At 69.3% G+C, this 18,600-nt stretch carries 16 protein-coding genes; 7 read left to right on the top strand and 9 right to left on the bottom strand.

All coding sequences use genetic code 11. From position 1 onward, the window contains the following. Nucleotides 1–7 precede the first annotated feature (7 nt). Both ENSA5_RS07060 and ENSA5_RS07055 read right to left on the bottom strand, forming a co-directional pair. Nucleotides 8–424 (bottom strand): CBS domain-containing protein, encoded by a 417-nt coding sequence (locus tag ENSA5_RS07060; protein WP_106390868.1) that lies wholly within the window; start codon nt 422–424, stop codon nt 8–10. An 84-nt stretch (nt 425–508) separates the two neighbouring features. After that, nucleotides 509–2,185: a hypothetical protein gene (locus tag ENSA5_RS07055; protein ID WP_106390867.1), complete on the bottom strand. Its 1,677-nt coding sequence runs from the start codon at nt 2,183–2,185 to the stop codon at nt 509–511. A gap of 108 nt (nt 2,186–2,293) precedes the next feature. Between ENSA5_RS07055 and ENSA5_RS07050 the strand changes: the two genes are divergently transcribed. Continuing rightward, entirely contained in the window at nt 2,294–2,899 is a 606-nt protein-coding gene (locus tag ENSA5_RS07050; protein WP_106390866.1) for an RNA polymerase sigma factor, read from the top strand. On the opposite strand, the gene ENSA5_RS07045 is transcribed toward ENSA5_RS07050, so the two are convergent. Continuing rightward, the gene (locus tag ENSA5_RS07045; protein ID WP_106390865.1) at nt 2,885–3,295 is read right to left on the bottom strand and encodes a hypothetical protein; all 411 of its coding nucleotides are present in this window, start codon (nt 3,293–3,295) and stop codon (nt 2,885–2,887) included. The two genes, ENSA5_RS07050 and ENSA5_RS07045, sit on opposite strands and share 15 nt — an antisense overlap. Before the next feature lie 184 nt (nt 3,296–3,479). Between ENSA5_RS07045 and ENSA5_RS07040 the strand changes: the two genes are divergently transcribed. Continuing rightward, nucleotides 3,480–5,771, top strand: a complete 2,292-nt coding sequence (locus ENSA5_RS07040) for a serine/threonine-protein kinase (protein WP_181197462.1) — start codon at nt 3,480–3,482, stop codon at nt 5,769–5,771. Here the strand turns inward: ENSA5_RS07040 and ENSA5_RS07035 are convergent. Both ENSA5_RS07035 and ENSA5_RS07030 read right to left on the bottom strand, forming a co-directional pair. After that, nucleotides 5,713–6,210: a hypothetical protein gene (locus ENSA5_RS07035; RefSeq protein ID WP_106390863.1), complete on the bottom strand. Its 498-nt coding sequence runs from the start codon at nt 6,208–6,210 to the stop codon at nt 5,713–5,715. The two genes, ENSA5_RS07040 and ENSA5_RS07035, sit on opposite strands and share 59 nt — an antisense overlap. 312 nt (nt 6,211–6,522) lie before the next feature. After that, nucleotides 6,523–7,797, bottom strand: coding sequence for a hypothetical protein (locus ENSA5_RS07030; protein ID WP_181197461.1), 1,275 nt, complete (start codon nt 7,795–7,797; stop codon nt 6,523–6,525). Between the two features lie 370 nt (nt 7,798–8,167). Here ENSA5_RS07030 and ENSA5_RS07020 point away from each other — a divergent pair, with 370 nt between their 5' ends. After that, nucleotides 8,168–9,589: a T6SS phospholipase effector Tle1-like catalytic domain-containing protein gene (locus tag ENSA5_RS07020; RefSeq protein WP_106390861.1), complete on the top strand. Its 1,422-nt coding sequence runs from the start codon at nt 8,168–8,170 to the stop codon at nt 9,587–9,589. A 5-nt stretch (nt 9,590–9,594) separates the two neighbouring features. Here ENSA5_RS07020 and ENSA5_RS07015 read toward each other — a convergent pair whose 3' ends face one another. Further along, nucleotides 9,595–11,775, bottom strand: coding sequence for a type VI secretion system Vgr family protein (locus ENSA5_RS07015; RefSeq protein ID WP_181197460.1), 2,181 nt, complete (start codon nt 11,773–11,775; stop codon nt 9,595–9,597). A 134-nt stretch (nt 11,776–11,909) separates the two neighbouring features. Between ENSA5_RS07015 and ENSA5_RS07010 the strand changes: the two genes are divergently transcribed. The 4 genes from ENSA5_RS07010 to ENSA5_RS06995 are packed head-to-tail and all read left to right on the top strand — an operon-like array spanning nt 11,910 to nt 15,705. Further along, a complete protein-coding gene (locus ENSA5_RS07010) occupies nt 11,910–13,241 on the top strand; it encodes a hypothetical protein (protein ID WP_146155409.1) in 1,332 nt (443 codons plus the stop codon). A gap of 2 nt (nt 13,242–13,243) precedes the next feature. Beyond that, the gene (locus ENSA5_RS07005; RefSeq protein WP_106390858.1) at nt 13,244–14,284 is read left to right on the top strand and encodes a DUF2169 family type VI secretion system accessory protein; all 1,041 of its coding nucleotides are present in this window, start codon (nt 13,244–13,246) and stop codon (nt 14,282–14,284) included. Beyond that, nucleotides 14,281–15,297, top strand: coding sequence for a beta-ketoacyl synthase N-terminal-like domain-containing protein (locus ENSA5_RS07000; RefSeq protein ID WP_106390857.1), 1,017 nt, complete (start codon nt 14,281–14,283; stop codon nt 15,295–15,297). The genes ENSA5_RS07005 and ENSA5_RS07000 overlap by 4 nt, the downstream gene beginning before the upstream one ends. A 27-nt stretch (nt 15,298–15,324) precedes the next feature. Further along, nucleotides 15,325–15,705 carry a DUF4150 domain-containing protein gene (locus ENSA5_RS06995; RefSeq protein WP_106390856.1) on the top strand — a complete coding sequence of 127 codons (381 nt, stop codon included), beginning with the start codon at nt 15,325–15,327 and terminating at the stop codon, nt 15,703–15,705. A gap of 30 nt (nt 15,706–15,735) precedes the next feature. On the opposite strand, the gene ENSA5_RS06990 is transcribed toward ENSA5_RS06995, so the two are convergent. The 3 genes from ENSA5_RS06990 to ENSA5_RS06985 all read right to left on the bottom strand — a co-directional run bounded on the left by ENSA5_RS06990 (nt 15,736) and on the right by ENSA5_RS06985 (nt 17,827). Beyond that, nucleotides 15,736–16,167 carry a hypothetical protein gene (locus ENSA5_RS06990; protein ID WP_106390855.1) on the bottom strand — a complete coding sequence of 144 codons (432 nt, stop codon included), beginning with the start codon at nt 16,165–16,167 and terminating at the stop codon, nt 15,736–15,738. Nucleotides 16,168–16,196: 29 nt separating this feature from the next. Then, nucleotides 16,197–16,610 carry a hypothetical protein gene (locus tag ENSA5_RS35685; protein WP_146155408.1) on the bottom strand — a complete coding sequence of 138 codons (414 nt, stop codon included), beginning with the start codon at nt 16,608–16,610 and terminating at the stop codon, nt 16,197–16,199. A 218-nt stretch (nt 16,611–16,828) separates the two neighbouring features. Continuing rightward, the gene (locus tag ENSA5_RS06985; RefSeq protein ID WP_106390854.1) at nt 16,829–17,827 is read right to left on the bottom strand and encodes a hypothetical protein; all 999 of its coding nucleotides are present in this window, start codon (nt 17,825–17,827) and stop codon (nt 16,829–16,831) included. Nucleotides 17,828–18,600: the final 773 nt, after the last annotated feature.

The following is an 18,600-nucleotide window of genomic DNA, read 5'->3' as shown; positions in this document are numbered from 1 at the left end:
TTCGGCCTCAGTACTGGGCGAGCAGGTAGCGGATCACGTCGGTGCTCGTGACCAGCCCGACGAGCTTGTCGCCCTCGACGACCGGCAGCGAGTGGAACAGGCCCCCGCCAAAGACCTCGGCCGCGGCGCGAACCGTGTCCTTGGACGAGATCGTGACCAGCTCCTTGGTCATCACCGACTCGATGCTGTGCTCGCCGTCGAGCATGGCGTCGACGGCCCGCTGATCGGCCCCGTAGATCGCGAGGCTGAGCTTGATCATGTCGGTCGCGCTGATCATCCCGATCAGCTTGTCGCCGCTGACCACGGGCACGTGGTGGTAGGGGTTGTCGGCCAGCAGCTTGCGGACTTCGCTCAGCTTCTGGCCGGTGTGAACGGTCTGGACGCCCACGGTCATGATCTTGGAGACGGGTTCGTTGCGCTTCATTTGCGCCCCCAACATGGTCGGCGTCCCGGGCGGCCACAACCGCAGACCCCCAGCAAGGGTTGCGCCCCGAGGGGCCCGGAGCCGCTATTTTCGCAGACCGTCGACCCGCGCGACATCGACCACGCGCCGGACGTCCTCGCGATCGACCCACTGGAGCCCGCCGAGCTGCTCGAGCTCGTGGTCCGCAGGCAGCGGCGCGACGATCATGTAGTCGTCGCCGTGATCGCTGGCCACGTGCAGCGCCCGCACGGCCACCGCCCGGCCCTCGACCTCGAACTCCACGGTCTCGAAGCCCTGCGCCGCGCTCGGATCCCAGTAGTCGCTCGCGGTCCACCAGCGCTGCTCGCCGCTGCTGCCGATGTGGCCGAACAGCAGCGGCCGCTTGGCGAGCCCGCCCGCGGCGGGGCCCTCGAGCTCCCACGAGCTGATCTCGGTGATCCAGGGATAGACCAGCCGCCAGCCCCACTCGCTGACCCAGGTGCTCTGGCAGTAGGTCATGTAGTCGTGGTCCGACGGCGGGTGGGTGTCGACCGGATTGCGAAAGATGTGGGTCCCGAACGAGTCGATGTCGCCGCTGTTGTTCGGATAGCTGGGGTCGGTGCCGGCCTCTTCACCGCTGCAGTGGATGTGCGCGCGACCTTGCTGGTGCCCGACCTCGTGCACGAAGGTCTCGGCGACCTGAGCCTTGTCCTCGTACCAGACGCCCCACCCGACCCTCGAGCTCGCGGCGTTCTTGCTCGGCCCGCCGATCTGAGCGATGCCCGAGAAGTCCGGGTACCCCTCACAGGGCACCGCGACCGCGTAGTAGTACTGCTCGGGCGGCGCGTTGTCCTGGGAGCGCAGCTGCGAGAGCGCCCCGAGCAGCGATCCGTTGGTCAGGCTGCCGCCCCAGTTGACGGGCGCCCGCTCGATGATCTCGACCTCGTCGACCGGGTTGGCGGCCTCGAGCTGGAGGCCCATGTACTGCGCGACGGTGAGCTCGTTGCCCTCGTAGTCGGTCCCAAAGGGCTCGCTCAGGTCGGGCGCGGGCGCGCACTGATCGCCGACGTCGTGGTGCACGGGCACCAGGACCACGCGCATCTTCATGTACGTGTCGTCGACGCCGACCGGCTCCGTCCCGCCCTCCCAGGGGTAGTGGGGGATCGCCGCCGTCGGCGTGTCCTCGTGGCCCGGCGAGGCCTCGAAGGTCTCGATCTTGAACTCGACGCCGGGCTGGACGTACTCGGCGGGGATCCGGAAGTTGAAGCTGCCGACGGTGCTCGCGTAGCGACACTCCATCTGGACCTCGCCCTCGCAGGCCGGCTCCGGGAACGCGGTCTGGAGCGTGTCGAACTCGTAGGTCTGACCGTCGAGCTCGAGGGTCAAGATCGCGTAGATCGTGCGCTGCTCGAAGCCCTCCTCGACCAGGTAGAAGGCCCGCAGCAGCGCCGGCCGATCCTTGATGAGCGCGGCGTTGCGCTCGTCCGGGGCCAGCCAGTTGCCGTACTGAACAATCGGGATGCGGACGCCCTGATCGACCGTCACGTCGACGATCTGGATGCCCGTCGAGGGCGGCGGCGGGAGGTCGCCGTCCCCGTCGCCCGGATCGCCGTCGCCGTCGCCGTCGCCCGCGTCGCCGTCGCCGTCCCCGTCCCCGTCCCCGTCGCCCGCGTCGCCGTCCCCGTCGCCCTCCCCTTGCGTCTCGCTGCCCCCATCGAGGCCAGTCGTCGGCCCAGTCGTCCCCGTCCCCTGGACGTCATCGCTGCAGCCAAGCAGGGCCAAAATCGGAAAAAATATCGCAAGCCGCGCACGCCTCATAGCTCTGAAAACTACCTAATCTAACCCGGCGACTCAAACCTCTAGGTGGGTTCTTCGGCTAATCTCCCGCTGATGGCCAAGGCGCCAGATCCCGCTGAGCTGCTCGCGGGCAACCCCGACGCGATCGCGGCCTTTCGCAAGCTCCTGCGCGCCCACATCCGGGGCTACTTCAACCGCGAGAGCCAGATCCACGACGTCAGCCACGACGCGCTGCTCGACCTGCTGGCCAAGCTCGACGCGGGCGCGCAGCCCAAGCACGTCCACTACTGGGTGCTCAATTCGGCCAACAACGCGGTGCGGCGCGAGCTCACCCGCCTCCGACACCAGGCGATCGAGTACCAGTCTTCCGTCCACGGCCCGCGCTTCGACCCCGCCGACCACGCCAGCTTGCTCGATGCCCGCGAGGATCTGCGCAAGATCAACGCGCTGCTCGCCGACTGCGACGAGGTCCCCTACCGGGCGCTCGCGGGCGCGGTCGAGGGCCGCGATCACAACGAGATCGCGCAGGAGCTCGGCATCAGCCCGGGGGCCGCGCGAATGACGCTATCCCGGGCGCGGGCCGCCCTGTCCGATCGCTTCACGGCGCAGCAGAAGATCGACCAGCTGATCTTGCTCGCGCGGCGTGCGGGGCTGGTCGGCGACGCCGGCCCCGAGCCCCCGTCATCAGCCACCACCTGACTCCTGCGACAACGAGTAGCGCGTGCCCGAGGTCTTGCCCGACCGCACGAGCAGACCGCGGTCCGCCATGTCGGCCAGCACCTTCTGCGCGGTCCAGCGCTCGAGGCCCATGTAGCGACGAAAAAAACCCGACGTGAGCCGCTGATCCGGGAGGTGGTGAAAAACACGCAGCACCGCGTCCTCGACCGACTCCCCCGCCTGGACCTCGAGGGCCGGCGTATGCGTCTGGTGGCGCACGAGCTCCCGGACCGTGATCTGCTGGAGTTCCTCGGCATACTCGCCATTGTCGAGGAGCCCTTCGAGCTGCTCGATCGTGAGTTCGGGCCGGCCCCGAACGGTCTGAATCAGCGCGGCTCGGCGCGCCTTGTTCGCCAACAACACTGCGATTTCCGCCATCGACGTGCTCCCATTCCGTTAATGGGAGTGCCAGCTCGATCGTGTCACATGCTTTGTTACGTCAAGCACATTTGCATGTAAGAAGCGTGAACATTTGCAGGATTGGTCAAAAGGTCAATTCGGCCAATTTTGGGGTGCACAAGGGCGCGCGCGTGGTTCGCAGGGTGCTACCATCGAGATGCGCATGGTGGGCAGCCTGCAGATCTTCGAGCGGGACCGGTTTCAGGACGTCCGACGCGTCGGCGCGGGCAACAACGCGACCGTGTTCAGCGCACGCGATCAGACCCTCGAGCGTCGCGTCGCGCTAAAAATTTCGGTCCAGGACACGCTCCTCGACATCCTCGGCAGCGAGCACCTTGAGGCCCTCGGCATCGCCGAAGGGCTGCGCCAATTCATCGACGAGGTCGGCGACGCGGCGCGACAGCGCTACACCCTCGTCCGTGAGGCGCGACTGCTCGCGCGTGTTCAACATCCCAACGTCGTCGCGGCTCTCGACATCGGCGTGCTCGATGGCAGCGAGACCCTGGTCATGCCGCTGCTCTCGGGTGGCCAGCTCGACGGCAAGGCCTACCCCGGCTCGTGGGAGCAGGTCGTCGAGCTCGCGCTTCAGATCGGCGAGGGCCTCGCCGCGATCCACGAGGCCGGGCTCCTGCATCGCGACTTCAAGCCCAACAACGTCCTGTTCGATCGCAGCGGCCGCCCACAGATCGCGGACCTCGGCCTCGCCTGCTCGATCGACGACGCCGACGCGATGGCCGACTGGCCCGGGACGACGGCCTACATGGCGCCCGAGACCCGCGCGCGCAGGCACCGGGACCAACGCGACGACCTCTACGCCTACTGCACGGTCGTGTTCCAGATGCTCCACGGCCACATGCCCTTCGCGTCCGAGCTCGCGCGGGCCGAGGGCCTGGTCTCGCGGATCGAGCGCCGTGACGCGATGCCAGCGGCGATCCACGAGGTGCTCGTGCGTGGGCTCCACCCCAACCCGGACGCGCGCTGGCCCGACATGCCGACGCTGCTGTCCGAGCTGCGCGAGGCGGCCGCGCCCGCGCCCCGACGATGGTGGCCGTGGCTCGCGGCCCCGGCTGTGGCCGCGTCCTTGTTTGGACTGCTGGCGACGACCTCCAAGGTCGTGTGGGCCGACGCGTGCGACGACGTCAGCGACGAGCTCGCCGCGGTCTGGGACCGCGAGATCGAGATCGAGCTGCGCGGCGCCCTCGGCTCGCGCGCGGGGAGTGACGCGCTCAACAGCTGGACCACGCGCTGGGTCGAGCTGCGCGCCCGCGAGTGCGAGGCGTCGGAGCGCGCCAAGCTGCCCCCGACGCCCAGCCCCTGCGCGGTCGAGCTGCGCGAGCGCTTTGCGACGACCGTGGCCGTGCTCAGGACCCCGCACCTGCGCGCGGGCCTCGACTACGCGGCCGTGATCAGCAACCTGCCGGCCCCCGAGCGCTGCCTCGACGCCCCCGCTGACACCCACGCCGACGACCGCAGCCACGCCGACGACCGCGGCCTCGTCGAGCTGCGCGAGCGCGACCGCGAGCTCGGGCTGCTGCTCGCCGACCGCGAGTGGGCGAGCGAAGCGGCGCGCACCCGCGCGGCCGAGTACATGGCGATCGCGCGGGCGAAGCAGGCCCGCTACGACATCGCCCGGGCGATGTTCTGGCGCAGCGAGCTCCACCGCCTCGACGGCCAACTCGACGAGGCCGAGCGCGGCCTGTCCGAAGCCTACGAGCGCTCGACCGCGATCGGAGCCGACCTGCTCGGGGCCGACGTGCTCCTGAAGCTAGCGGCGGTCGCAGGCGAGCGCGGCGAGACCCAGACCGTCGATGCCTACGTCCATGTCGCGCTCGCGGTGCTCGAGCGCGACGCTCCCGATCGCGCCGCCGAGGCGCTGCAGGTTCACGGTCTCGCCCTGCTCGGGGGCTCGGACGCCGATCGGGGCCGGGCGCTCGAGCTCCTCGCCGAGGCCGTGGCGATGCGCGAGCGGCAGTACACGCGCTACGGCGGGCCGCGCGAGCTCATCGGCGAGGCGAGCGAGGCCCTAGCCTGTGCCCAGCTCGCCAACGCGCGCTTCGAAGAGGCCCTCGCCAGCGCGCAGCGGAGCCTCGAGATCCACGATGAGGCGTTCAACCTCTCGACCGCGCGCGCCCAAGCGCTGCGGCGGATCGTCTTCGTCAGCCAGGTCGAGCTCGGACGCCTCGACGAGGCAGACTTGACCCGCCAAGAGCTGCTCGACCCGCTGTTCGTGGCTCAGAATTTCCCGTCCTTCTTCGACACCTGGGCCTGGTTCGCCGCGATCTACGAGCAAGCGGCCGAGGCTGGCATCGCACGAGACGCGAACGAAGAGGGGCGTCGAATCGCCGAGCAGATCGGCGCCGACGCCCCTGGCACAGAAATCGATCGCGCGCTGGGCCTCACTCCTCGTCCCAGTCTACGCAATCAACGGTTCCATCCCCGTTGTTTGCCACGCTGACACAGTAGTAGATGTCCTCGGTCTCGCAGATGCCCGAGCCCAGCTTGTAGGGGGTGCAGATGCCGTAGGGGCAGCAGAGCAAGCCCTCCTGCGCCGGGGCCTGGTAGCCCGGGGCCGGAGAATCGCACTCGAAGACGTCGCAGTAGTCGGGCACCTCGAAGTAGCAGTCCACGTTGCCCCGCGCGGGGTTGAGCTCGCCAAGTTCACAGTAGTAGCGGCTCTCGCCCGACTCGCAGCGGCCCTCGGCCGTCGGCTCGAAGCAGGTGCGGTCCGTGCAACAGACGCTGGCGTCCCAGACCGGGGCACCCTCGCGGTGCGGCTTGCACACCGCCGACGTTCCGGTCGCGGGAGACACGACGTCACAGATATTGGGGTCGTCGACTGCGCCGGGCGTCATTGCGGTGAGGTAGGTGAGGAGGAGCTTAGTTGCGATGTACATGATGGATTTTTCCTTTCGCTCGCGTCTTGCGAGACCGTGGAAGCGTCGCACTCGTCGGCAGCGCCCCGGGCACCAATTCCACCCCGAAAAATCGACCGGCTCCGTACATGCAAATCGATCTGGTCACACCCAGAATTTTCGTCGGGTCGTTGTCGAAGCGGCGGGAGCCCAAACCAGCGAAGGTCACGGCCGGGCGTCGCGCGCGAACCGACTTCAGCCCGTCTTCGTCTTCGCCATACCGGACCGCCTGATCAGTGCCGCGAGCGGCCAGTCCAAGGCAGGCTCCCAAGCTAGAGCTAGCAGCCCGGGCTGCTAGATCACCCGCGCCATCCAGCCGCTCAGCGCCCCCTCGGGTTCAACGCTGAAGCCCGAGACGACGACCGCGCTCCCGTTCGTGGCGATCGCCTCGATCATCGCCTCTTCGTGGGGCACCACGACGCGGTAGCTGGCCTCCAGCGAGCCGTCGAAGCCAATCTCGACGATGAAGCTCTTCGGGTAGCCCCCCTCCCTGTCCGGCCCCGTCACGACCCCCCAGACCCGATCTGAGCCGACCACCGCGTGGCGGAGCCCTTCGGCCGCGCCAGGCCCGCAAGGCGACAGGAGCTTGCGCCAACGCTCTTGACCGTCCTCGTCGACCAGGCTCACCCAGCTCCTGGCCTCGGTGTGCCCGCCAAGCAGCAAGTACTCCCCGAGCCGCTCGGTCACGAACACCGCGGCCGGAAGTTCGTTCGCTTCGAACATCAGCTCCGAGCTCAGCGAGGCGTGGTTGTAGCCGCGAAGCCAAAGGGCCTCGTGGCTGCCCCTCGTGACCCCGATGTGCCCGCCCGAAGGCCAGGGCGTGACCGCGTGCCCTTTTTCGGTTGCGAGGGGCTCGCCGGTTTCATCGTAGTACACGACGCTGTCGTCGGACTTGTCGATCTGAACGAACACGGCGTCGTCGAACGACGTACCGGCCTTCTCGGACTCCATGAATCCCGCCGCGAGCACATCCGAGCTGCTCACGTCGATGTCGCTCAGCCAGAGCTTCTTCTGGCCGGGGAAGGACCATGGGTCGGGTTCCCCGTCAGCCGTCAACCGGGCGAGACCGTTGGAGTTGAGGGTCGGGGACGTAATATAGTACAGATGCTCAGTGTCCCAGCCGAGCGAGCGGCCGCTGCTGTCGCCATAGCTCTCGACGCTGGTCGACCACTCCAGCTCCGCGTCGAGGCTACGACCCTCCATGAAGAGGTCGTTCTTGTCGCTGCCGTCGGGGGAGTATCCGGCGCTGAAGACGGCCTCCTCGCCGACGGCGAGACCGAACGCGCGGGGCTTGTCTCCCTTGTGATGCATCGCGAGCTCGAGGAGCCACACCGGCTCGCGCTGCGGAATGTCGGCGAAGTCGCAGTAATCATCGCCTTCGCCGGCGTCTTCGCCTTCGTCTTCGCCGGCGTCTTCGCCGGCGTCTTCGCCGAGGTCGTCGCCGATCCCATCGCCGATCCCATCGCCGCCCCCGTCGCCAACCCCTTCCGTTTCGTGGTCCCCAGGAGACTCGCAAGCGAGCACGAGCGTGGCGACCACGATGAAGAATGAACTGTATCGTTTGTGCATACCTACTCCTCGCAGTCCGCATAGCACCGCTTCGACCTCTCGCGCCCTTCACCGCCTCGACCCCAGCCCACCCCATTGCTCCAGCTCAGCCTCGATCGCCCCAATTCACATCACGTGTGCCCTTGCGCCGGTCTCGCCCCGAGCGACGCTCACCACCTATTGGCCGCGGGCCGGGCGACGCCTTCACCCGGCGCGGGGAGAGCCCGACTGGCATCAATGCTCGTTGCGTCGTCGCCCTTGCTGATCGGATCCCGGCGTCCCCAGCTCGGGGCTGGGCGAGCGGGCCGGCGGTGGCATCTCCGCCACCCCTACGGCATAGTCCGTCGATGCCCCAGGCCCAGGCATCAGCGGTGAAGAGCGAGCGCCCAGCATGACCGAGGTCGGCGAGCCAGCCACCGGTGGGGGCGGCGACGCGGCCTCGCCCGGCTCGGACCCGGCGCGCGAGCGCAGGCTCGAGATCGGCTTCTTCTTCGACGGCACCCTCAACAACATGGGCAACGCAGACGGCGACGGCGAGGGCAGCTACGCCAACGCCCCGTCCAACGTCGCCCTCCTCTACCGCCTCTACGCCACGGACACGCGCCGCGGCAGCGACGGCGCCGAGCTGACCCGGCGCGCGGTCTACATCGAGGGCATCGGGACCAACACGGGCGGCCCCGACGACATGGTCGACAGCGCGCTCGGGACCGGCAACACGGGCGTCTCCGCTCGGGTCCACGAGGCCTGCCGTCGGCTCGAGCGCGAGGGCCACGGAGGCCGCTACGCCCAGATCACCGTCGACGCCTTCGGGTTCAGCCGCGGGGCGGCCGCGGCCCGCTACTTCGTCAATTGCGTCAACGGGGGCAGCTTCGAGCCGGTGACCACGGGCTTGGCGGTGATGTCCGACGAGCCAACCCAGCTCACCCGCGTGACCCTGCCCGAGGCCAGCGTTCGCTTCCTCGGCATCTTCGAGTCCGTCGCCGCGATCGGCCATTCGGGCGACGGGGGCGACGCCTCCGACTCGGACAACGCCGACGTCAACGTGCACCTCAACGACGGCTCGGCCGAGGCCATCTATCACATCACCGCCCAGAACGAGTATCGCAAGAATTTCGCGCTCAACTCGATCCGCTCGGCGTCGGGCTCACTCCCGTCCGGCGGCACCGAGTTCTCGATGCCCGGCGCGCACTCGGACATCGGCGGCGGCTACCGGGGTCAAGGTGAGACCGTGCAGTGCGTCCAGCCGGCCGCGGGCTACTTTGCGACCCGAAGCGAGGCCGAGCGGCTCCGAGCCGAGCTCCGTCAGCGCTACTCGGACTTCACCGAGCGGGCGTTTCGCGAGCACTACGCCGGCCGGGCCGTGCCGGAGTTCTACTACGGGTACGACGAGCTCCGCGACGACGGGCCCGACTCGCTCGCGAGCATTCGCCACTCGTACTTCGGCAACGTCGTCTGGCGACGGCCACAAGTGCGCCCAGGGCTCGAGAAGATCGCCCTCGAGCTCATGCACGACCAGGCCCTGCGCAGCCAGGTCCCGCTGCAGCCGATCCCCAACCAACGGGCCTACGCGATCCCCTCGGCGATCACCTACATCTACGACATCCTCCACGGCGGCCGCTCCCTCAGCGACATGGACCTCGCGCTGCTGCGCATGAACTACATCCACTGCTCGAGCCACTACGGCGGCGTGAGCGGGGCCGATCGCACGGCCTTCCGCTCGCCGCCCGCGGTCAGCGTCGACATCTACCCCCACGAGCCCGCGCCGAACTATCGCCGGATCGTCCACCGCAACGACCCCGGCTCGGCCCGCTGAGCGGGTCAGTTCTCGGCGACCTTCTGGCCCTTGATCACGACGTTGCCCGAGCCCTTCACGGTCACGTCCTTACCCTTGATCACGATCTTCCCGTCTTTTTTGAGGGTGATCGACGCGTCGCCACACTTGAAGACCATCTTCTTCTTGGCCTCGACGACGATGTTGGTCTCGCCGGTCACGCCGATGTCCTTGGCGGCCTCGACCAGATACTTCTCGTCGCTGGCGAAGCTCATGTCCTTCGAGGTCCGGGTCGTCGAGTTCTTCGACTCGACGAACTTGTCGCCCGACACGCTCTCGCTCGCGTTCTCGCCGACCGTGACCGTGTGATCCTTGCCGATCGAGGTCGTCGCGTTCTCGGCCACGGTCGTGTTCATGCTCTCGCCAACCGTCTGCTCGAGCATCGCGCCGACGGTCACGGTCTTCGACTCGCCGACGGTCTCTTGCGCGTCCTTGCCGATCGCGTCGGTCCGGTTCTCGCCGATGCTCGACTGCTGATCGTGCCCGACGGTCAGCGTCTGATCGTGGCCGACCTGCCCGCGCTGATCGTGACCGATCTCGAAGCTCTCGTCGTGCCCGACCTTCTTGGTCCGGTCGCGGGCGACCTCGAGGTACTCGTCGTGGCCGACGGTCTGGTGCTTGTCGTGCTCGATCTCGATCGTCCAGTTCTTCTCGCCGTGGAGGTAGATCTCTTCGTCGTCGGCGGCGTCCTCGAAGCGCAGCTCGTTCGAGCCCCCGCCGCCGGGCGAGGACTCGGTCCGCCACCCGCTCTGGGTCTTGTTGTCGGGCAAGGTGAAGGGCGGCGGGTACTCGGCGTTGTAGACACAGCCGGTCACGAGCGGGCGGTCGGGGTTGCCCTCCATGAACTCGACGACGACCTCCATCCCGATCCGCGGGATGAACTGCGCGCCCCAGCCCATCCCCGCCCAGCTCTGCGAGCAGCGGATCCAGCACGAGGAGCCGGCGGCGTAGCTCGGCTCCTCTTGCCAGTAGAACTGAACCTGGATCCGGCCGTGCTCGTCGGTGTGGATCTCCTCGCCATCGGGCCCGGTCACGATCGCGGTCTGGGGCCCGTACTCGCGCGGGCTCGGGGTCACCCGCCGCGGGCGCAGATCCGCGTCGAAGGGCACGCACACGAAGCTGTTCGAGTAGCCCTGCCCGCTCGCGCCCGGGTCCGAACTCGAGCCCACGTTGCTGAGCTCGGCCCCGGTGTGGACGACCTCGGTGATCAGGTACTCGCGCTCGAGATCGATCCGATCGTGGCCGCTGAGGGTGAAGCGCAGCCCCGGACGCATGGCCGAGACGTTGCTGCGCCCACGCACGATCCGCGAGCTGAGCAGCGCGCCGTGCTGGGCGTCGCGGGCCCGCGTGGCCAGATCGTCGTCGATGAAGCGCCGACCGCCGTGGGCGAACACCCGACGCTCGCGGTCACGGTCGTCGGGCGCCTCGGCCCGGGCGCTGAGCACCTCGCGCGGCGTCCTCCAGTCGTAGTCGCGGCGCAGCGCGCCCGTGGTCGTCAGCTGCTTGCTCCACTCGAAGCCCTGGATCGACTCGACGTCGGCCTCGTCGGGGTTCGAGATGATGATCGGGATCTCGGCGGTGCCGTCGATGTTCTCGAGCTCACCGTATTGATCGTTGTCGTCACGGAGCGTGAGGATCTCTTTGTTGGTCTCGGTGTCGTGGATGAACTCGTAGCTGATCCCCTCCTCCTCGAGCAGGCGCGAGACCAACGCGAAGTCCGACTCGCGATACTGGACGCAGTAGTCACGCGGCCTGACCCCGCGGCTGACGCTGCCCATGTCGAAGCTGCGGGCGTAGTCGCCGAGCCCCTCGCCGAGCACCTCGCTGACGATGTCCTGGACGCTGAGCTGCTGCCAGATCCTCGAATTCACCCGCTGGCACAGGATCTCGACGGCCGAGAGGACGTGAAAGCGGACGATCAGGTGGTGGTCTTCGTAGCCGAGAAAGTCGATGCGCGAGACCAGCCCGCACAGCGTCCGGCCCTCGCCGATGCCACGGGTGATCGTCAAGATGATGTCGGCGCCGAGCAGCGCGTCGGTGTCGGGGTCTTCGGCCTCGGTCGCCGCGTCGATCAGCGCCCGGTAGGGCTCGTTGAGCGCCTCGCTGATCCATACGCGGGTCACCGACCAGGCGCCCGGATGTTCGGGCAGCGCGAGCTCGTAAGTCACAGGCGAGAGGTGGGCCATGGGTACTCACAGCGGCGGGGGGCCGAGGCGAGGGTACAGCAGCGCGGGATCAAATGCTGAACTTCGCTTGCCCGAGGCCGGGGCCCGTGTCTATGCTGCGCGGGGGTTGGCCGTCGATGACCGGTCTCATCTGGGATATCCAACAAGAGCACCTCGACGAGGCCGAGTTCCTGCTCGAGATGTGGTCAAACTGCGTCGACTCGGCCAATTTCACCCTCGCGCGGCTCGCCGCGGGGCCCGAGGAGCGCCTCCTCGCCCGGGTCGCCGGGCTGCTCGTGGGCGGCCAGCCCGTGCTCGAGCGCCTGCTGTTGCCGGTCATCGCCGAGCCCGACGACGACGAGTTTCGGACCGCCGCCGCGACCTTGACCGTGCTCGAGGGCGCCGGCCTCGACCCCTGCGAGCAGGTCTTGGCGGCCCTCGAGCACGCCGATGAGGTCGGCCAGCGCGGGCTCGTGCGGGGGCTCGCCCTGACCCGGCGGACGGGCCTGATCGACTGGCTCGGCCGCGATCTCGACGCCCTCCGTGGCCCTGCGCTCGCGGGTCGGCTGCGCGTGCTCGCGGCCCACCGCGTCAACGCGGGCCCGCGCGTGCGCGGGTGGTTGAGCGCCGCGGATCTCCAGGTCCGCCGGGCGGCCGCGCTCCTGGCCCGCCATACGGGCAGCCCGGAGGTCCTGCGCCAGCTCCAGACCTCGCTCGACGCGACCGACGACGCCCTGCGCGGGGCCGCGATCGACAGCGGGATCATTCGGGGAGTGTCGAGCGCGTGGGCCCGGGCGTGCAGCGAGGCTTTTGGTCCGCCCCACCCATCTCAACGATCGGCGCTGGCCTGGGTCGCGCTGATCGGCGACGGCGCGGCCCACCAGCGCCTCCTGACCGAGCTCGCCCACGCCCCGACGCCAAACCTGGTCTGGGCGGCCGGCCTGAGCGGACAGCCGGCCGCCGTCGACGGGGTCCTCGCCCTGCTCGACCACCCCGAGCTGGCCCGACCCGCGGGCGAGGTCGTCTGCGCCGTCGCCGGGCTGCCCGCGACCCAAGACCAGTACTGGCTCGATCGTGGCGCCGCGATCGGAGACGATCGCGACGACGCGTTGCCCGAGCTCGAAGACGACGACCTCGACACCGACCTCGTGCCGACCGGGGACGACGCCCTGCGCCTGCCCAACCCCGACGCGATCCGCTTTTGGTGGTCCCAACGCCGCGATCACTTCGTCCCGGGCGTGCGCCACCTGAGCGGCCGGCCCCTCGACATCGCCCAGTTCGCCCGCAGCCTCCGGGAGCTGCCCACGCGCCGCCGCCACCCCCTCGCGCTCGAGCTCGCCGCGCGCTCGACCGGAAGAGCACAGATCGCGACCCGAGCGACGAGCGCAACCCAACACGCCCAGACCCAGGACGTGTTCGCGCGCCTCGCCTTCCTCGACTTCCAGCGCGGCCTGCCCCTCGCCCACTGAGCATGCTCCAGCTCCACAACACCTCGCCCTTCGTCCCGACGATCTTCGCGCTCGCGGATCGCCGGGGCGTCGACACCTTGATCGCCGTGGTCAAGGCGACCTTCGAGCTCGGCGCGGTCGTCGAGATCGCCGCCGAGCAGCGCCCGATCACCCTCGAGGACGAGTACTTCGGCGATCCGACGGCGAGCAGCCTGCGCTACCCGAGCGCGGTCCACCTGCAAAAGCCTGGGACCGACGTGATCCTGATCGGGGACGCGTGCGCGCCCCGGGGCCAGGCGGTGCCCGAGCTCGACGTCGCCCTATGCGTGGCCGATCGAAGCAAGCTGATCCGGGTCCACGGCGATCGCTTCTGGGACCAGGGCCTGCGCGCCGTCCAGCCGAGCCGCGCGCAGCCCTTCGTGCGCGTGCCCATCGTCTACGAGCGGGCCTTTGGTGGCCGGCAAGTCGGCGACACTGGCTCGGGCCTCGCCGACCTCCGCAACCCCGTCGGTGTCGGCTTTGGCGCGGGTCAGAGCGTGGGTGAGATGCTCGGGCAGCCGGTCCCGAACTTCGAAGACCCCAACGCCCCCTTGACCGCGCTCGGCCAGACACCCGAGCCCATGGGCTTTGGTGCGATCGCCCCGACCTGGCAGCCCCGGGTCGCGTTCGCGGGCACCTACGACGAGCGCTGGCGCAAGACCCGGGCGCCCTACCTGCCCGATGACTTTGATCCGCGCTACTTCCACGTCGGCTCGCGGGGGATGACCTTCGCCCAGGCCCTGCGAGGCGGCGAGCCCGTGGCGATGCACGGCTTCGACCCCGATAGAAGCTGGACCTTCGCCCTGCCCCGCTGCCAGCTCGAGCTCATCGCCACGCTGGCGGGCACCACACAGCGCATGAACCCGATCCTCGACACCGTGGTCCTCGAGCCAAGCGAGGCCCGCATGACCATGACCTGGCGCGCGTGCCTGGCCGTCGGCGAGGAGCTGCTTCGGGTCCAGCGCGTCGACATCGGCCTCGGCGGGATCGAGGGCGCGGTCGAGTACAGCGGCGGTGAGGCGTGAGCGAGCCCCTGGCGATCCTGCGCGTGGGCATGTGCTGCTCGGTCGGGCTCGACGCAGCCCAGACCGCGTCGTCGATTCGCGCAGGCGTCACGCGCAAGTCCGAGTCGTGGATCCTCGACTGGGACTCCGAGCCGGTGATCCTGGGTCACCTCGCCGATCGCCACCTCCCGCCGCTGGTCCCGAGCCTCGCCAAGCGAGCGCGAACCAGCGCGATCGAGCCCCGCTTGCTGCGACTCGCCGGGGCGCCGCTCGCCGAGGTGCTGTCGGCCGAATTCGCCAAGCTCGCGCTCCCCGTCCACCTCGCCCTGCCCGAGCCCCTCGACGCCCAGCCCTTCGTCTCGATGCTCGGCGAGCAGGCCCAGCGGCGGATCGATGTCGGCGCCAGCCGGGTGTTCACGGCGGGCCACGCCGGGTTCTTCAGCGCCCTCGCGGCCGCGCGCGACGAGCTGATCACCCCCGGCCGCGCCGAGTTCGTCGTCGTGGGCGGCGTCGACACCTACGTCGACGCCGAGCGGGTCGCGGCGCTCGAGCGCGCCGGTCGACTCCGGACCTCTGGCCCTCAAGACGCGTTCACGCCCGGCGAGGCGGCTGCGTTTGTGGTCGTGGCCAACGAGGCCACCCGCCGCCGCCACAACCTCAGCGCCCTGGCCTGGATCACCTCCGTCGGAGTCTCGGGCGGCGGCGAGCTCGCGACCTTGTGCTCGGCCGTGCTCGACGGCGCGCTGGCTCCCGACCATCCGATCCGCCTGGTCATGGCCGGCCTCAACGGCGAGAGCAAGTCCGCCAAGCAGTGGGGCGTCGCGCGGATCCGCAATCAAGAGCACTTTGCGAGGCCGCTGCGGGTCGAGCACCCGGCCGAGTACACGGGCGACAGCGGGGCCGCGCTCGCGCCGATGATGCTCGGGACAGCCGCGCTGTGGATCCGCGCGGGCACCGTCGGCGGGCCGGCGCTGGTCTGGGCCAGCGCCGACTCAGGCGACCACGGCGCGCTGGTCTTGTATGCTCCTGCCTGAGCTGAGCTGAGCTGAACTGAGCTGAACATGGGATCGAAGACCTTCGCAAACGGACGCGGCGTCGCCCACTCGGGCAGCGGCGGGATGAGCATCGTGTTTCCCGACGTCTGCCTGACCCCGACCTCCGCCGGGCCGGTGCCGATCCCCTACCCAAACATCGCGCAGTCCGCCGACACCTCGGACGGGCCGAGCACGGTCACCTGCGACGGCGAGATGCCGATGACCGACGGGGCCAAGTACAGCAAGTCGAGCGGCGACGAGGCCGGCAGCGCGGGCGGGGTCGCGAGCGGGACCAACCGGGACGCGGCGGAGTTCATGCTGTATTCGTTTGATGTGAAGTTCGAGGGCAAGGGCGCGTGTCGGCTTGGGGATCCCTTGTTTCACAACAACAAGAACACCCTGGGCTGACTGGCCTGGGCGCCGAGATCTGCGAGCGGGTCACGGGGCCTCGTCGGGCACGGGATCGCAGACGGTCTTGTCGGTGAAGTACTCGGCGATGAAGCAGCATTCATTCGTGGTCGGGGATGCCGCAGCGCACCCACGCACGAAGCGCGTCGGCTCGTAGTCTTCCGGGCAGCTCGCGTCTGCGAGGGTGTTTGCGATCTTTGCGCGTAGTTTGTCATCGACCTCCGCGGCGCTGAGCATGCAGGGATCACACCCCTCGCTGGGCGCGGGGATGCACACCGCCGTGAGCGCTCGACCCTCGGTCTCGCCCGTTGTCGGGGTTGGACCGCGGCCACAATACTGCTCCGTGAGCTGCTCGGGGGTGAGCGGCCAGTCCCCGCTGGGATCGAGCGGGTAGCACTGTGGCTGGGGATCTGCGACCGGGCCCGGCGAGCATGCGCCGATGACCGAGGAAAGGACGAACATCGCGAGATAAAGCGGTACGCGTGTCATGGTCAGGGTCCGCACACACACGCCGCGCCGCCGACGGCCCCGGGGTCGCAGGTGCCGGGCCCGGCGCAGCGCTCGGTGCAATCGACGGCGGCCCAGAGGCCCGCCTCGCAGGCGGACAGGGTCTGACCATCGGCACAGACTGAGGGGGCGTCGTCGCAAGGTGTTCCGGTATTCGTGCATAGGCAAATTGCGGCGTCGTCGACTGCGTCACAACCCAGCAAGAGCAGTGATTGATCCGCACAGATCTCGGTGCACGATGACGTGGTCCAGGTCCACCCCTCGGTGCACCACGAGATCGTGTCATTGTCCTCGCACGCCCCCTGCCCGGGGGAGCACCCGTCCGTCGGCGGCTCGCAGGCGCACAGCTGGGTCGGTGACGCGAGGTCGAGATCGACGTCACAGCCCAGGGAGCTCACGCCGGGGCCCAGCTCCGCACAATACTCATCACAGGTCTGGTCGGCCCAAGTTCCCTCCGAGCACCACAAGAGCGAGTCTTCATCGACGCACGAGGCCCATGGCCAATTGCATGGTTCGCCTGCTTGAAGCGTGGGAGGGTTCGACTGCGTCGGCCCAGGCTCGTCGACGCACCCGCACGCCCACAGCGCCAGCGCCAGCGCCCCGCGCGTCGCTCGCGTCACGGCAGTCCTCCCGGCGGCACGGGGCGAGCGGTGAGGCTCTCCCACACGATGACGACCCCCGAGTCGACGCCGGGAGGTCCGACGATGCCCACCTCGTAGGTCCCCGCTTCGATCGGCCCGGCGGCGATCTGATCGCCGACGACAGCGAAGGCGTTGCCGGACCCGGTCTTTTCTCGGCCGCGAACACGTCCGCCCGCCGAGCTCCATATGGCGTAGAAGCCCGTCTTCGGGACCGTCAGCTCGCGGATCGCCTCGAGTCCGTCAGCGGCCCCGCGGACGTCGTCTCCCGCACAGTCGAATTCGATCACGCTCGACCACAGCCCCTCGCCCTGAGCCTCGAACGCCGGGGCTGGGTAGTCGTGGAGCCGCGGGTAGCTCGACGCCGCGTCGGCGAAGTACTCCGCCGTCATCTCGGTGAGGCTCTGGGCGTAGATCGCCTCGAACTCGGTGACTCCGCCCGGGGCGCTCATGTGCGAGAGCAGCGGATCGGGTCCCCGCGTCTCGAGCAACCACCGGACGAAGTGCCCCGCGCTGGGGTAGTCGACATCACCCGAACCTTTGACGGGGAACCACGGCGCGTATCGGCCGAACTGAGGCGAGGCGGACAGCGCCTCGGCCAACCCCTCTTCGAAGAAGGCATCTCGGTTCGCCAGCTCGGAGGCGACCGCGTGGACGAGCTCGTGCTCGACGGTGGCCGCTCCGCTGTAGATCCGCTGCCCCGCTCGGCGGTAGCACCCGCCCCAGTCGCCGCCGCAGTATCGCTCGCCATCGAAGTCCTCGGTCTCCCATACGTTGAGCTCGACGGCGCCTGACACCGTCAGACCGAGGTAGGTCTCGGCGTGACTGATGAAGCTCTCCCAGCGCGCGAAGTCGCCCTCGCAGCGCTGGATGTCGGAGTGGATCGTCAGGCGCTCGGTGGCGTACTCGAAGGGGAGCTCCGGCGGCGCCACCTTGTCGTCACGGGGTCCGTCGTCGATGCAAGCACAGAGCGACAACGCGAGGATGCATGGCCCGTGGCGAAGCGCAAGCTGGCGAAACCGGGGATGCCACATGACGCGCTAGCGGATCAGGTAGGTGAGCTCCAGCGGCGCGCCGCCTCGCTCGAAGGTCAGGATCAGGGACTCGGCCTCACGAAGCTGATGATAGCCGACCACTCAGGCGACCAGTAGCCGCTGGCGCTCCCCTGGTTCGGAGCGGGGTCGTCCATCCCCAGGAGAAGAGCGCAAAGAGGCCGCGGGGCCCGACGGCCAGGCCAGCCCTCGAACAACGCGGCGCCAGGGCGAGGCCGAAGCTGTGATTGACGCGAGGAGCGTGTCGCCTCGCGCAGGAACTCTCGTCGAGGACGCGAGGACGAAACGCCGCGATGGTGGCCCCGCTGCAAGTCGTGGCGACAGACCCCTCGGTGAAAAGGGGCACGCGAGGTGGCGCGAGATCGATTCGCGCGTCTCCAAGCCCCCCCAGCCCCAGACCCAGGCTCGATCGCGCCGCGCCCGAGCGACCCCCGACCCGGCTCGACCGCAGCTCCCGCGCTCCCGCGCCAGCCTCCGACCCACCCCGAGCGCACCTGCGCCGCGGCGGCGGACCCCCCGAGCCGGCCCGTCCACGCGGCCATGCATCCGCCGTCCACCCCCGACCCGTCGCGAGGAGCACCGCATCCCGGTCGCGGCTGGCCTCGGACCGGCTCTGGGGCGGCGCATCTGCGCTCGCGCCACCTTGGACCCCCTCACGAGCGCGGCGCATCTGCGCTCGCGTCGCCCCGGACCTGTTC

The sequence above is a fragment of the Enhygromyxa salina genome (assembly GCF_002994615.1).
Lineage (GTDB): Bacteria > Myxococcota_A > Polyangia > Nannocystales > Nannocystaceae > Plesiocystis > Plesiocystis salina_A.
This window is presented reverse-complemented; position numbering and strand designations above follow the sequence as displayed.

Coding starts and splice junctions, on each gene's coding strand:
- ENSA5_RS07060 (WP_106390868.1), bottom strand. CDS start 424: ATGAAGCGCAACGAACCCGTCTCCAAGATCATGACCGTGGGCGTCCAG.
- ENSA5_RS07050 (WP_106390866.1), top strand. CDS start 2,294: ATGGCCAAGGCGCCAGATCCCGCTGAGCTGCTCGCGGGCAACCCCGAC.
- ENSA5_RS07045 (WP_106390865.1), bottom strand. CDS start 3,295: ATGGCGGAAATCGCAGTGTTGTTGGCGAACAAGGCGCGCCGAGCCGCG.
- ENSA5_RS07040 (WP_181197462.1), top strand. CDS start 3,480: ATGGTGGGCAGCCTGCAGATCTTCGAGCGGGACCGGTTTCAGGACGTC.
- ENSA5_RS07035 (WP_106390863.1), bottom strand. CDS start 6,210: ATGTACATCGCAACTAAGCTCCTCCTCACCTACCTCACCGCAATGACG.
- ENSA5_RS07030 (WP_181197461.1), bottom strand. CDS start 7,797: ATGCACAAACGATACAGTTCATTCTTCATCGTGGTCGCCACGCTCGTG.
- ENSA5_RS07020 (WP_106390861.1), top strand. CDS start 8,168: ATGACCGAGGTCGGCGAGCCAGCCACCGGTGGGGGCGGCGACGCGGCC.
- ENSA5_RS07010 (WP_146155409.1), top strand. CDS start 11,910: ATGACCGGTCTCATCTGGGATATCCAACAAGAGCACCTCGACGAGGCC.
- ENSA5_RS07005 (WP_106390858.1), top strand. CDS start 13,244: ATGCTCCAGCTCCACAACACCTCGCCCTTCGTCCCGACGATCTTCGCG.
- ENSA5_RS06995 (WP_106390856.1), top strand. CDS start 15,325: ATGGGATCGAAGACCTTCGCAAACGGACGCGGCGTCGCCCACTCGGGC.
- ENSA5_RS06990 (WP_106390855.1), bottom strand. CDS start 16,167: ATGTTCGTCCTTTCCTCGGTCATCGGCGCATGCTCGCCGGGCCCGGTC.